We start from the raw sequence: 13,884 nt of genomic DNA on the forward strand, positions 1-13,884 counted from the left end.
AGGTCGGCCGGGTCAGTGCCCTTCGGTGCTCAAGAACATTTCTATAAATGTCATACAACGGCGGATAAATCGGGGCATCTGACGTTACCCTGATCGGGTAGATCGCGGGAGACCTCCGGGGAGATCCGCTCTCCGCGATCGGTCCAGACGGATCGCCGCACGTGACGGCCACGACCCCTCGGAACCGACCTTTGCCCCGCCGACTGCTCATCCTGCTCCTCGGCCTGTGCGCCGTGGCCGGTTGTGGCGTGCGGAACGACGGTCAGGTCGCGGTGCCCGAGCCGGGGCCGTCGTCGGAGGCGTCCGCCCGCACGGTCGAGCACGCCGAGGCCGCCCAGGCCTTCTCGTTGCTGGGGAAGCTGAGCGACGCCTGGCGGGACCGTGACTGCGCCGCGGTCGACCGCCTGACCGCCTGGGCGGAGAATACGCTGGGCGGTCGTGCCTGCGAGGCGACCCGGAACGGCCGCTCAGCTCCCGCCGGTGCGGACTACACCGACCCGGAGTTCTTCCTCCCGGCCGCCGCCGGGCAGGAGCGCTGGTTCGTCGCCCTGGCCCGCAAGCCCGAACCGGCCTACTTCCTGTTCACCGACGAGGCCGGCACCTGGCGGCTCGCCGCCGGTCCCATCCCCGTGGACGGCGACGACGCGCCGGAGACCTCCGGTGAGGCCGTGCCCACCGACGACCCCTCCATCGGCGTGAGGGCCCGCCTGGTGCCGCAGCGCTATCTCGCCTACCTCACCGACCCCGCCGGGGTGAGCGGGGTGACCTTCCCCAAGGGCGACGTCGCCGCCGACCTGCTCAGGGAACTGGTGGAGCGGCCGCAGAAGGTCCGCCCCGACCGGCTCACCTCCGACGTCCGGCTGCTCATCGGCCCGCAGCGGGCCCTGCGGCTGCCGGACGGGGGCGCGCTGGTGATCCACGCCCTGGAGGTGGAGTACCGGCAGCGGCCGGGGTCCGGCCGGTCCTCGCTGGCCCGTCCGATCTACGGCAAGGACGACCTGCGCGGATTCACCGGGAGTGACAAGGCCGCCGAGCTGACCGGCACCGAGACGGTCCTGCTCGTCACCAAGGTCACCCGGCAGGGGAGGCTCTCCACCGTGGCCGTCCGCCGCGACCTGACCACTCTGACCACCGGCTGACGCGACCGGACCGCCCCGCCCGGCGGTCGACGCGACCCGAGCACCTTGACCGCCGGCTGACCGCGGTCTTCCGTCCGGGCTCCGCCGCCCGGCCCAGCGGCTGACCACCGCGCGGGCACCGTACCCGGGGCCGGTAAGCTCAGCGGACGTGAACAGCGCTTCCCCGGCCGGTCCCCTCGGCCCCGTCGTCGGCATGATCGGAGCGGGCCAGCTGGCCCGGATGACCCAGCAGGCGGCCATCGCCCTGGGTGTGGAGTTGCGGGTGCTGGCCGAGTCCGCCGGTGACAGCGCCGCCCGGGTGATCTCCGACGTGCGCGTCGGCGACTACCGCGACCTGGCCGACCTGCGCGACTTCGCCAAGGGCTGCGACGCTGTCACCTTCGACCACGAGCACGTGCCCACCGGGCACATCGCCGCGCTCGCCGCCGACGGCGTCGCCATCCACCCCGGGGCAGCGGCGCTCGTGCACGCCCAGGACAAGGCCGTGATGCGCGAGCGGCTGACCGCGATCGGCGTCCCCTGCCCCGCCTGGCGGCGGATCGCCACGGCCGCCGACGTGGAGGCCTTCGGCGGGGAGAACGGCTGGCCGTTCGTGCTCAAGGCCGTGCGCGGCGGCTACGACGGCCGCGGCGTGTGGGTCTGCCGGTCCGCGCAGGACGCCGAGGAGGTCCTGGCGAGCGGGGTGCCGCTGATGGCCGAGGCGTTCGTGACCTTCGAGCGGGAGCTGGCCGTGCTCGTCGCCCGCTCCCCGCACGGCCAAGGGGTCAGCTACCCGGTCGTGGAGACCGTGCAGCAGGACGGCATCTGCGTCGAGGTGCTCGCCCCCGCGCCCGGTCTCGACCCCGAGCGGGCCGCGGTCGCGCAGGGGATCGCCCTGAAGGTCGCCACCGAGCTGGGCGTGACCGGGCTGCTGGCCGTGGAGATGTTCGAGACCTCCTCCGGCCTCGTGGTGAACGAGCTGGCGATGCGTCCCCACAACAGCGGCCACTGGACCATCGACGGCGCCCGGACCTCCCAGTTCGAGCAGCACCTGCGCGCCGTACTCGACCTCCCGCTCGGCTCGCCCGCGCCGGCCGCCCCCGTCGTCGTGATGGCCAACCTCCTCGGCGGCGAAGACCCGGACGTCTTCTCCCGCTACGAGCACGTGATGGCCCACGACCCGGACGTCAAGGTGCACTTCTACGGCAAGGAGGTACGGCCCGGCCGCAAGATCGGGCACGTCACCGCCCTGGGCACCGACCTCGGCGAGGTCCGCGCCCGGGCCCGCCACGCCGCCGCCTACCTGGCCGACGGCGTCTACACCTGACCCGCGCGACCGCGCACGACACACCCGGACACCGCATGATCGGGCAGGCGCCCGGCGAAGGAGATCGAATGGCCACCGTCGGCATCGTGATGGGTAGCGACTCGGACTGGCCGGTGATGCGGCCGGCCGCCGAGGCGCTCGCCGAGTTCGGCGTGGAGTTCGAGGCCGACGTGGTCTCCGCGCACCGCATGCCCCAGGAGATGATCGAGTACGGCACGCGGGCGGCGGAGCGCGGCCTGAAGGTCATCGTCGCCGGTGCCGGGGGAGCCGCCCACCTGCCCGGCATGCTCGCCTCGGTGACCCCGCTCCCGGTGATCGGCGTGCCCGTCCCGCTGAAGTACCTCGACGGCATGGACTCCCTGCTGTCCATCGTCCAGATGCCCGCCGGCGTCCCGGTCGCCACCGTCGCCATCGGCGGCGCCCGCAACGCCGGCCTGCTGGCCGTGCGGATCCTCGCCGCCTCGGACGCGGAGCTGCGGGCCAGGATGGAGCGGTTCCAGGAGTCCCTGAAGGAGCAGGCCCACGCCAAGGGCGCCCGCCTGCGCGCCGAAGCCGCCGACCTCGGAGCCTGACCGGCCGGATCCGGGAGAACGGAGGGATAGACGGCGCCTGCCGGGGAAGAGGGTGATCTCCACTGGCATCAGAGGTGAGGATCATGAGATATGCGATACGCGCCGTTCTCGGTGGACTGATAGCCGTCCTGGCCGTGCTCGGAAGCGTGGGCGCGGGCGACGACCATAACCCGGCCACGCATACCGGAAGCTCCCACACGTCCCGCTGACCCGAGGGTTCACCCGGACAGGTGAGGGGCGTTGCGGCGAGCGGCCCCGCACGCCGCAGGAGCGGGCCGACGGGAGGGGGCCGCGGTCGGCGGGTGGCGCCGTGCGGGCGGGGCCGTACGTCGAAAAGCCGGATGAGGCCGTTACCGGAGGCCCGGTGAGGCCGTTGCCGGCAGCCGGGCGGGGTTCCGGGGGCCGAGGCGGGCCGTCACGGGCGGCCGAGGGCGCGGTAGTGCCAGCCGGCGGCGCGCCAGGTCTCGGCGTCGAGGGCGTTGCGGCCGTCGACGATCTTCCGGGAGGCGACCACGGCGCCCAGCTCCTCGGGATCGAGATCGACGAACTCCTGCCACTCGGTCAGCAGCAGCACGACGTGGGCGTCGCGGGCGGCGTCGAGGGCGGAGTCGCCGTAGTGGAGCTCGGGGTGGGCGCGGCGGGCGTTCTCCTGGGCGACGGGGTCGTAGACCGTGACCCGGCCGCCCTGGCGGCGGATGTTGACGGCGACGTCCAGGGCGGGGGAGTCGCGGATGTCGTCGGAGTTGGGCTTGAACGCCGCTCCCAGCACCGCGAGCCGGCAGCCGGTGAAGGAGCCGCCGGTCAGTTCGCGGGCCAGGTCGACCATGCGGGCGCGGCGGCGCATGTTGATGGCGTCCACCTCGCGCAGGAAGGTCAGCGCCTGGTCGGCGCCCAGCTCCCCGGCGCGGGCCATGAAGGCGCGGATGTCCTTGGGCAGGCAGCCGCCGCCGAAGCCCAGACCGGGGTTGAGGAACCGCCCGCCGATCCGGTCGTCGTAGGACAGCGCCAGCGAGAGCTGCTTGACGTCGGCGTGCGAGGCCTCGCAGACCTCGGCCATCGCGTTGATGAAGGAGATCTTGGTGGCGAGGAAGGCGTTGGCGGCGACCTTGACCAGCTCGGCGGTCGGGTAGTCGGTGACGACCAGCGGGGTGCCGGAGTCGAGCATGGAGGTGTAGACCTCGCGCATGATCTTCTCGGGTTTCTCCGAGCGCACGCCCAGCACGATCCGGTCCGGGTGCAGGGTGTCCTCGACCGCGAACCCCTCACGGAGGAACTCGGGGTTCCAGGCCAGCTCGGCCCCCTCGCCGACGGGCGCCAGCCGCGTCAGCCTGTCGGCCAGCCGCTGGGCGGTGCCGACGGGCACGGTGGACTTGCCCACGACCAGGCACTCGCGGGTCAGGTGGGGGGCCAGCGAGTCGATCACGGCGTCGAGGTAGGAGACGTCGGCGGCGTACTCGCCCTTCTTCTGGGGGGTGCCCACGCACACGAAGTGCACGTCGCCGAAGGCCGCGGCCTCCTCGTAGGAGGTCGTGAAGCGCAGCCGGCCGTTGGCGAGGTTGCGGCGCAGGATCTCTTCCAGCCCGGGCTCGTGGATGGGCAGATCGCCGGCCTGCAGGCTGGCGACCTTGGCGGGGTCGACGTCCAGCCCGAGCACTTCGAAGCCCAGCTCGGCCATGCATGCCGCATGCGTGGCGCCCAGGTATCCGGTCCCCAGCACAGTAAGGCGGTAGGCCACTGCGGATCCTTTCGGTTCTACCCAATCCATCGCGGACAGGGTACCGGCATCCTTGACTCTTTCTTTTAGTACCCAGGCCCTGTCCTCTTGACAGGAGGGCCTGCAGCCGGTTTCCGGTCCGATGTCCGACATAAGCGTCATGGGAGGGTCTACTGCGACCCAAGAGTCCCAGGGGGCGGGGACGACGGTCGCACGCGGGGCGGACGGGAAGCCTGGCCGATCAGGCTCGGAGGGTTCCATGCCACGCTGCCACCTGCGTAAACACACAGCGGCGGATATCACACCCGTGGAACGGTGCATACTTTGTTGGACGTCCTACTATTTTCTCATGAGCTTCCCTCTCTACGCGCTGCCCGAAGAGCACCAGATGCTCCGGGAGACCGTCCGCGCCCTCGCCGACGAGAAGATCGCCCCTCGGGCCGCCGAGGCCGACGAGACGGGGGAGTTCCCCTGGGACGTCTACAAGGCCCTGGCCGCCGCCGACCTGCACGCCGTGCACATCCCCGAGGAGTACGGCGGCGCCGGCGCCGACGCGCTCGCGACCGTGATCGTCATCGAGGAGGTGGCGCGGGCCTGCGCGTCGTCCTCGCTGATCCCGGCGGTCAACAAGCTCGGCACCGTGCCGCTGCTGCTGTCGGCCTCGGAGGAGCTCAAGCAGCAGTACCTCGCGCCGGTCGCGCGGGGCGAGGCGATGTTCTCCTACGCCCTGTCCGAGGCCGAGGCGGGCAGCGACGCCGCGGCGATGAAGACCCGCGCGGTGGCCGACGGCGACCACTACGTGCTCAACGGCGCCAAGATGTGGATCACCAACGCCGGGGTGTCGGAGTACTACACGGTGATGGCCGTGACCGAGCCCGGCGTCGGCGCCAAGGGCATCTCCGCGTTCGTCGTGGAGAAGTCCGACGAGGGCGTCAGCTTCGGTCCCAAGGAGAAGAAGCTCGGCATCAAGGGCTCCCCGACCCGTCAGGTCATCATGGAGGACGTCCGCATCCCGGCGTCCCGGATGATCGGCGAGCCCGGCACCGGCTTCAAGACCGCGCTGGCCACCCTGGACCACACCCGCATCACGATCGCCGCCCAGGCGCTCGGCATCGCCCAGGGCGCGCTGGACTACGCCATCGGCTACGTCAAGGAGCGCAAGCAGTTCGGCAAGGCCATCGCCGAGTTCCAGGGCGTGCAGTTCATGCTCGCCGACATGGCGATGAAGCTGGAGGCCGCCCGTCAGCTCACCTACGCCGCCGCCGCCAAGTCCGAACTGGCCGCCCACGGCGAGCCCCAGGCCGACCTGACGTTCTTCTCCAGCGCCGCCAAGTGCGCCGCCTCCGACGCCGCCATGGAGATCACCACCGACGCGGTCCAGCTCCTGGGCGGGTACGGCTACACCAGCGAGTTCCCGGTCGAGCGCATGATGCGCGACGCCAAGATCACCCAGATCTACGAGGGCACCAACCAGATCCAGCGCATGGTGATGGCCCGCCAGCTCCTGAAGTAGGCCCCTGAGCAGGGGAAGCTCTCTCCTTCGTGGAATCGTCCGTCAGTCTTCGTGACCTGCGGATGATCTGCCGGACGGTCCTGTTCCGTCCCTGTTCCGTGAGACACGGTGCAGGGACGGGACATCCAGCCCTCTGAGGGGCCCGGATCAGCCGGGTGCGCGGGCGGTGGGGTCATGGGGCGGTGCCGTCGCGTCCTGCGGGTGTTTGAGGTCGCTGATGTCGATGCAGAATTCGGAGATCGTCCCGTCGCCGAGGTCGCGGCCGGCGAACAGCATCCACCGCCGCGTCCCGTCCTTGCAGATGTACTCCTTCTGGTAGGGGCCGATGTAGCCGGTGGCGGCCAGCTGCTCCATCTGCTGCTCGCTGACCGTGGCCCACTCCGGCGGGGTCATCCACTGCCAGTTCAGCCCGCCGCTTTCGACGTCGGCCCGGGTGTAGCCGCTGATCCGCAGGAAGGCGTCGTTGGCGTCGATCAAGGTGCCGGTGTCGTCGAAGTGCAGCACCCCGACGTTCTCGGTCTCCAGGATGCGCCGCAACCGCTCCTCGCTGACGTGCAGGGCGCGCTCGGTGGCGCGGCGCATCCGGGACAGCTCCAGCTGGGCCCCGACCCGGGCGAGAAGCTCGCGGGCCGAGAACGGCTTGACGATGTAGTCGTCGGCGCCGGCGAGCATCCCCTCGATCGCGCTCTGCTCTCCGGCGCGCGCCGTGACCAGGATGAACGGTGTGGGCGCCAGCACCTCGTGGGCGCGGATCTTCTGCAGCAGTGCGAAGCCGTCCATGCCCGGCATCATCACGTCCGCCAGGATGAGCTCGGGCGGTTCGCGGCGGGCCAGATCGAGCGCCTCGGCGCCGTCGCGCGCCTCGGTCACCCGCCAGGTCGTGCCGAGCAGGCGGACCAGGTAATCGCGCATGTCCGCGTTGTCCTCGGCGACGAGCACCCGGGCCCCGGCCGCCTGCCCGGTGTCCAGGTCGCGGAGCGGGGTCTCGTCGTCCAGCCCCATCGCGGCGTGGTTCCGCTCGCGGACGGGATTCCAGTGCACGGCCTCCTCGGCCATCGCCGCCATCACCTGCCCGATCCGCGCGGCCGGGGCCGGCGGGCCCTCCGGGCCGGGCCGTCGGCCGAGCGGCAGCCAGACGGTGAACGCGGTGCCGGCGCCCTCCTCGCTGGTGACCCGGATCCTGCCGTGGTGGCGGCGGACGAGCTCGTGGACGAGGGCCAGCCCGATCCCGGCTCCCTCGTGTGTGCGCCCGCGGGTCTCCGGCACCCGGTGGAAGCGCTTGAAGACATACGGCAGCTGGTCGGCGGGGATGCCGACGCCGGTGTCGCGCACGGTCAGCTCCGCGTGCTTGGGCAGCGCCCGCAGCCCGATCTCGACGGATCCCTCCCAGGTGAACTTCAGCGCGTTGGACACCAGGTTGGAGACGACCTTCTCCCACATCTCCGCATCCACCCACACGGGCTCGGGCAACGGCGGTGCCTGCACGGTCAGCCTCAGCCCCGCGCTCTCCGCAGCGCCGCGGAACATCGACGCGACCTGCGTGGTCAGCGTCGCCAGGTCGACGGGTGCGAACCGCGCCCGCAGCCGGCCGGCCTCGACCTGGGAGAAGTCCAGCAGCGTGCCGACCAGCCGCAGCAGCCGCCGGGCGTTGCGCTGCACCAGCTCGACGTCCGACCGGCGCGCCGGGATGGGATCCCCGGGGTGCCGGAGCAGCTCCTCCAGCGGGGCCAGCATCAGCGTCAGCGGGGTGCGGAACTCGTGGCTGACGTTGGAGAAGAACTCCGTCTTGGCGCGGTCCAGCTCGGCCAGCCGCTCCAGCCGCTGCCGCTCACGCCGGCGGGCGTGCGACTCGGCGACCTTCGCAGTGATCGTCTCACCGGTCAGCGCCAGGAACTCGCGGTAGCGGTCGTCCAGCGGCAGGCGGGGGTGCGCGCCGAGCACCAGCACCCCGACGATCTTCTCCTCGGCCTTGTCCAGCAGCGGGTGCAGCACCGCGGACTCCGGGGCGAGCTGTTCAGGCCCGGCGAGGTGGCCGCGGAAACGCATGCCCACGTCCTCGACCGGCACCGGGCGGCGCGTCTCGACGGCCTGCTGCAGAGGCCAGGCGGCGCCGGGAACCAGCCGCAGCTCCCACGGCGCCAGTCCGACGCCCTCCTCGGCCCCGGCGGCGCCGACCAGGCTCGCCCGCCTCCCGGACGCGTCGAGCAGGTACGCCGCGGCGAACAGGACGTCGGCGGCCTCTCCGAGCACCGCCAGCGCCCCCTTCAGGACCTTCCGCCGGTTGTACGAGGCCGGTGCCGCCGCGAGGCGGTTGAGCGTCCGCAGTCTCCGCGCCGACAGCACCTCGGCGGTGCGCTCGTGGGACGACTGGAGGATCCCGGCGATGTCGCCGTGATCGTCCCACACGGGCGAGAACGTGATGTCGAACCACGCATACTGCGGCTTGCCGAGGCGGCTGAGGAGCCAGCGGGTGTCGGGCAGGTGCACCGACTCTCCGCTCATCGCGCGGTCGTACAGGGGTTCCGTCGTCGGGCGGGCCTCCGGCCACATCTCGAAACCGGGGCGGGCGAAGTGTTCCGGGTGCTTCGCCCCGCCCTGTTCCATGCTGCCGTCGTTGTAAAGCATGATGTGCTGTTCGCCCCAGAGCAGGACGAGCGGCATGGGCGAGGCCATGATCAGCCGCACCGTCGTCCGCAGGATGGGCGCCCAAGTGGTCACCGGGCCCAGAGACGTGCGCGCCCAGTCGACCTCGCGGGCGATGCCCTCCATGACCGACGGACCGCCGAAGATCTCCCGGACCGCTTCGATCTCGCTCTTCGGACGCGGGAGCGGCCCGCCGTGCACGACCTCGGCGACGAGGCCGCCGATCTCGTGCAGCGGCAGCACCAGGTCGGCGCCGGCCTCGGCGGCCGCCTGCGGCATCGCCGGGAACTCGGCGGTTTCCTCGTCCTGCGCGAACACGATCCCGTCGGCCGCCTTGAACGCCGCGGTGCCCGCCGAGCCGTCGCGGCCCATGCCGGTCAGCACCACGGCCAGCGCACGCGGGCCGAACGCGTCCGCCAGCGACCGCAGCAGGGCGTCGTGAGGATAGTCCAGGGCCCCGCCCGATGCGATGAGCGCGCACCTGCCGTCCGGGAAGACCTCCAGCCGCATGCGCGGCGGGCAGACCACCACCACGCCCGGCGTCAGGCGTGCGCCGTCGACCGCCCACATCACGGGGCGCCCGGTCCGCCGCTCGAGAATCGGCACCAGGCCGTGGCCGCTGCCCAGGTGCTGCTGCACCACCACCGCCGCCGGCAGGTCCGCCGGGAGGTCGCGCAGCACCGTGGTCAGCGCGTTCAACCCGCCCGCCGACGTCACCATCGCGACCACGTCGACGACCGTTTCCCGGCCGGCCCGCTTCTGATCGTTCATGCTGGACCACCTCGACCGACGGCGGCACACGGCGACGTCGCGCCGGTCAGATCGAGTCCGGCTCCGCCATCTGGTCCCCGGCCGGAGCGGCCCCGGTCACCCGGCCTCCGAACCGGTGCGCGCTGAACCCGCAGCACGGACGTGCACGCCAAGTCTCCACCCGCGGGGCAGCGTGCGCGAGGGCCGGGGACGCCATGCTTGCGGGAACCGGCCGGGGACCGGCGCCGCGTACGGGCCCCGCGGGCCGGCCGGATGCGTGTACGGGCCCCGCGGGCCGGCCGGATGCGTGTACGGGCTCCGCGGGTCGGACGGACATGCAGGCGGCGGTGCGGGTCAGCCGGAGGCGCAGGCGGCGGCGCGTTCCAGCAGGAGGTCGCGTTCGGGGGCGTTGCGGGTGAGGGAGGCGGCGCGTTCGAACTCCTCGCGGGCCTCGTCGAGGCGGCCGAGCCTGGTCAGCAGGTCGCCGCGGACCGAGGGCAGGAGGTGGTAGTCCTTGAGCGACGGTTCGGAGACGAGGGTGTCGACGAGTTCCAGCCCGCGCTCGGGGCCGTACGCCATGGCGAGCGCGACCGCGCGGTTGAGCTCCACGACGGGTGACGGGGCCACCCGCGCGAGCACCTCGTAGAGGGCGCAGATGCGTGCCCAGTCGGTCTCCTCTGCGGTGACGGCCTGCGCGTGGCAGATGGCGATCGCGGCCTGCAGCACGTACGGACCGGGCGGGACGCCGAGCTTCTCGGCGCGCAGCAGCGCCTCGACGCCGCGCCTGATCAGCAGCCGGTCCCACAGGGCGCGGTTCTGGTCGAGGAGCTGGACGGGCTCGCCGGACGGGCCGGTGCGCGCCCGCGAGCGCGAGGCCTGGATCTCCATGAGCGCGACGAGCCCGTGGACCTCGGACTCCTCCGGTGCCAGCTCGGCCAGGATGCGGCCCAGGCGCAGCGCCTCCTGGCACAGGTCCAGGCGCATCCACTCGGTGCCCGCGGTCGCGGCGTACCCCTCGTTGAAGATCAGGTAGATGACCTCCAGGACCGAGGCCAGCCGTCCGGCGCGCTCGGCGCCCTCGGGTACCTCGAACGGCACGCCCGCCTCGGAGAGCGTGCGCTTGGCGCGGACGATCCGCTGCGCGACGGTCGCCTCCGAGACCAGGAACGCCCGCGCGATCTCCTCGGTCGTCAGGCCGCCGAGCATCCGCAGGGTGAGCGCGGCGCGGGCCTGCGGGGACAGGATCGGGTGGCAGGCGGTGAACACCAGCCGGAGGATGTCGTCCTCGATGGGCTCGTCGTCGACGGCATCGAGGACGGCGTCGAACTCCGGCGCCGGGTCCTCGGTCTCCAGCCCGTGCCCGATCTCCTCCAGCTTCTGTTCCAGCCGCTGCTGACGGCGGATCCGGTCGACGGCCCGGCGTTTGGCGATGGCCATGAGCCATGCGCCCGGGTTGTCCGGCACGCCCGACTCCGGCCACTGCTCGAGCGCCGCGACGAGCGCGTCCTGCGCCAGCTCCTCGGCGAGACCGATGTCGTGCACCATCCGTGCGAGACCGGCGATGATCCGGGCCGACTCGATCCGCCAGACCGCGTCGATCGCCCGGTGGGTGTCAGAGGCCGTCACGCGGACGATCAGAGCATCCGCACCGCCTCCCGCGCAAGCCGGACGGGCTCCCGGGCGGGACGACCCGCCTGGTCGGGAGCCCGTCAGCGCTCACCGCGCACGCGGTCCGGTGCGGCCGGTCACTGGCCGGGAGGCACGTCCCCGGGACCGAACACCTGCTGGATCACACCCTCGCCGTCGCCGACGATCTTCCAGAAGCGCTTGGACAGCTCGATCGCCTCCTCCTTGGTACGCGTCTCGATGAGCGCGAACCCGACGACGACCTCCTTGGCCTCGGTGTACGGGCCGTCGGTCACAGTGATCTTCCCGCCCGAGGACGTGATGCGGGTGGCCCGCGGGTCCAGCCCGCCGGTGGCCAGCAGCACCCCCGACTTGCTCATCTCCTCGATGAACTCGGCCATCTGGGCCATCATCGCCTCGTCCGGGGGGTTGTCCGCGGAGCGGTCGTCCGTGGTCATCATGAGGAACCGCATCGGGGTCTCCTTCCGTCGCCGGCCGGGTCCGTCCCGGCCTCCGCTGACGCGTCGAACGGAGGGACGTCCGATCGACACGGGTCACGGAATTTTTTCTCAGAACTTCCGGAGGACTCGCAATCACCGGGCCCGGTGGAGTGCGAAGTCGTCGAAGGACACCGTGAGCGGGCCTCCTCCGCTCGGCTTCACCTGCGCGATCAGCCCGGACTGGGCGGTGGAGGACACCGGCGCCTGGGGGTCGGTGACGTCGATCACCTGGGTGCCGTCGACCCAGAAGGTGAGGCGGGTGCCGGTGCCGCTCGAACGGCAGGCGGCCTGCAGCCGTACCGGCCGGTCGGCGGACGGGGCGGCGGCCTGTCCGGACCCGAGATCCCGGTGGATGCCCTGGACGGCCTTGGTCACCCGGGCGGCGCCGTCGAGGCCGAGCAGGAACCTGTATCCCTGGGGGATGTCCTCATCCCACCGGCACATCAGGCCGAACTCCCCGGGCCCGACGGAGTCCGCGCTCATCCGGGCGGTCACGCCGATCAGCACATCGGGCGCGGCGGACGAGATCGCGCCCGGGTCCTTGAGCGGGACCGGCGACAGGGCCGCATTGGACGGATAGGACTGGTCGGCTCGCAGCGAGAAGACGCCGCGTTCGATCTCATGGCCTCTGTAGGTGCGTTCGCCCTCCGGAGCGTCGGGGTTGAAGGTGTAGCCGTCCCAGCCCCTGCGCTCGCTGAAGTCGTCGGAGAACAGCAGCTCGCCCCCCGCCTCGGCGACCGGATCGGCGGAGCCGGGCCGCAGCAGCATGACCGCGGCCGTGACGGCCAGCGCCACCAGGACACTGAGCGCCCCCCAGAGCCACCGTCGCCGGGACGCCCCGCCCGGCCGCCCTCCGCGGCCGGTCTCGAACCGGCGGGTGGCCTCCGGCGCGGTGAGGGTGGCGGGCGGTACGGCGGCGGCCCCGGCCGGTGGCCCGCCCGCCGGGAGAGTCGGAGCCGGTACGGCCGACGCTCCTTCCACCGGGAGGGTGGGAGCCGGTACGGCGGTCGTCCCGGCCGATGTTCCTTCCGCCGGGGAAGCCGGGAACGGTGCGTTCCCCACCGCGAGAGCCGGGGACGGTGCGGCGGACAGCCCGGCCGGTACCGCCGGCGCCGTCGGCCTCTCCCGCCCCGTTCCGAGAGTGGTCCCGTCGCCCGTGCCGTCGTCCCCGATCAGGCGCAGCAGCACCTCCCGGGCGGACGGGCGCCGGTCGGGATCCTTGGCCAGGCAGGCCTCCACCACCTCGGCCAGGTCGGCGGGCAGCGCCGGGAGATCGGGCTCGGAGTGCAGGATCCGGTACATGATCGCCGGAACGCTGTCCTGCCCGAAGGGCGGTCGCCCGCCCGCCGCGTAGGCCATCGTGGCGGCCCAGCCGAACATGTCGGAGGCGAACCCGACGCGGGAGCCGGACACCTGCTCGGGTGACATGTACGCGACGGTGCCGATGACGTTGCCGGTCGTGGTGGTGGCGGTGTCCAGCAGCCGGGCGATCCCGAAGTCGATCACCCGGGCCCCGTCCGGGCCGAGCAGGACGTTGGGCGGCTTGAAGTCCCGGTGCACGATCCCCGCCTGGTGGATCGCGGCCAGCGCGGTGACGGTGCCGATCGCCAGGCGCCGCAGCGCGCCCCCCGTCCGCGGTCCTGCGGTGGCGACGGCGGCCCGCAGGGAGGGGCCCTCGACGTACTCGCTGACGATGTAGGGATGCTCGCTGTCGAGGTCGGCGTCCAGGACCTCCGCCACGCAGAACGAGGACACCTGGCGGATCAGCGAGGCCTCGCTGGCGAAGTAGCGCCGCCGTACCGGGTCGGAGCTCGACGCGGCGTTCAGGGTCTTGACCGCCACCCGCAGCCCGGACGCGTCCTCGGCGAGATAGACCGTCCCCTGCCCGCCCTCGCCCAGACGGCCAAGCAACCGGTAGCCGCCCACCCGGTCCGGATCCCGTGGCTGCAGAGGGTCCATCGTGCTCCCGTCGGTCCCGCGGAGCGGTCGTGCGAACGCTCCATCACGAAGCGTTGCAGGAAACGCTCCCTGCGGGAAGCGGGAGGGAGGGGAAAGCACGACGGCCCCGCGGGCCGTACGGCTCAGACGGACCGGGCGACGGGCCGCTCAGACGGGCCGCCC

Annotated in this window: 9 protein-coding genes; 4 read left to right on the forward strand and 5 right to left on the reverse strand. The window is 72.4% G+C overall.

Translation table 11 applies throughout. The features are described 5' to 3' along the window. The first annotated feature begins 248 nt into the window (after positions 1-248). From Pta02_RS27505 to purE, 3 genes are all read left to right on the forward strand, one after another. Positions 249-1,139: a DUF8094 domain-containing protein gene (locus Pta02_RS27505; RefSeq protein ID WP_203877840.1), complete on the forward strand. Its 891-nt coding sequence runs from the start codon at positions 249-251 to the stop codon at positions 1,137-1,139. Positions 1,140-1,287: 148 nt separating this feature from the next. Next, positions 1,288-2,445, forward strand: coding sequence for a 5-(carboxyamino)imidazole ribonucleotide synthase (locus Pta02_RS27510; protein WP_275423617.1), 1,158 nt, complete (start codon positions 1,288-1,290; stop codon positions 2,443-2,445). A gap of 68 nt (positions 2,446-2,513) precedes the next feature. Next, entirely contained in the window at positions 2,514-3,017 is a 504-nt protein-coding gene (purE, locus tag Pta02_RS27515; RefSeq protein WP_203877841.1) for a 5-(carboxyamino)imidazole ribonucleotide mutase, read from the forward strand. A gap of 415 nt (positions 3,018-3,432) precedes the next feature. Here purE and Pta02_RS27520 read toward each other — a convergent pair whose 3' ends face one another. Further along, positions 3,433-4,752: a UDP-glucose dehydrogenase family protein gene (locus tag Pta02_RS27520; protein WP_203877842.1), complete on the reverse strand. Its 1,320-nt coding sequence runs from the start codon at positions 4,750-4,752 to the stop codon at positions 3,433-3,435. A gap of 328 nt (positions 4,753-5,080) precedes the next feature. On the opposite strand from Pta02_RS27520, the gene Pta02_RS27525 reads away from it, so the two are divergent. Next, a complete protein-coding gene (locus tag Pta02_RS27525; protein ID WP_203877843.1) occupies positions 5,081-6,244 on the forward strand; it encodes an acyl-CoA dehydrogenase family protein in 1,164 nt (387 codons plus the stop codon). A gap of 147 nt (positions 6,245-6,391) precedes the next feature. Here Pta02_RS27525 and Pta02_RS27530 read toward each other — a convergent pair whose 3' ends face one another. From Pta02_RS27530 to Pta02_RS27545, 4 genes are all read right to left on the reverse strand, one after another. Beyond that, positions 6,392-9,658 (reverse strand): chemotaxis protein CheB, encoded by a 3,267-nt coding sequence (locus Pta02_RS27530; RefSeq protein ID WP_203877844.1) that lies wholly within the window; start codon positions 9,656-9,658, stop codon positions 6,392-6,394. A gap of 333 nt (positions 9,659-9,991) precedes the next feature. Further along, on the reverse strand, positions 9,992-11,263 hold the full coding sequence (locus Pta02_RS27535) for an RNA polymerase sigma factor (RefSeq protein WP_203877845.1): 1,272 nt from the start codon (positions 11,261-11,263) through the stop codon (positions 9,992-9,994). A 119-nt stretch (positions 11,264-11,382) separates the two neighbouring features. After that, on the reverse strand, positions 11,383-11,736 hold the full coding sequence (locus tag Pta02_RS27540; RefSeq protein ID WP_203877846.1) for a YciI family protein: 354 nt from the start codon (positions 11,734-11,736) through the stop codon (positions 11,383-11,385). 120 nt (positions 11,737-11,856) lie between these two features. After that, positions 11,857-13,722, reverse strand: a complete 1,866-nt coding sequence (locus tag Pta02_RS27545; protein WP_203877847.1) for a serine/threonine-protein kinase — start codon at positions 13,720-13,722, stop codon at positions 11,857-11,859. Positions 13,723-13,884 lie beyond the last annotated feature (162 nt).

This window comes from Paraplanobispora takensis, assembly GCF_016863195.1.
In the GTDB taxonomy this organism is placed as follows: domain Bacteria; phylum Actinomycetota; class Actinomycetes; order Streptosporangiales; family Streptosporangiaceae; genus Planobispora; species Planobispora takensis.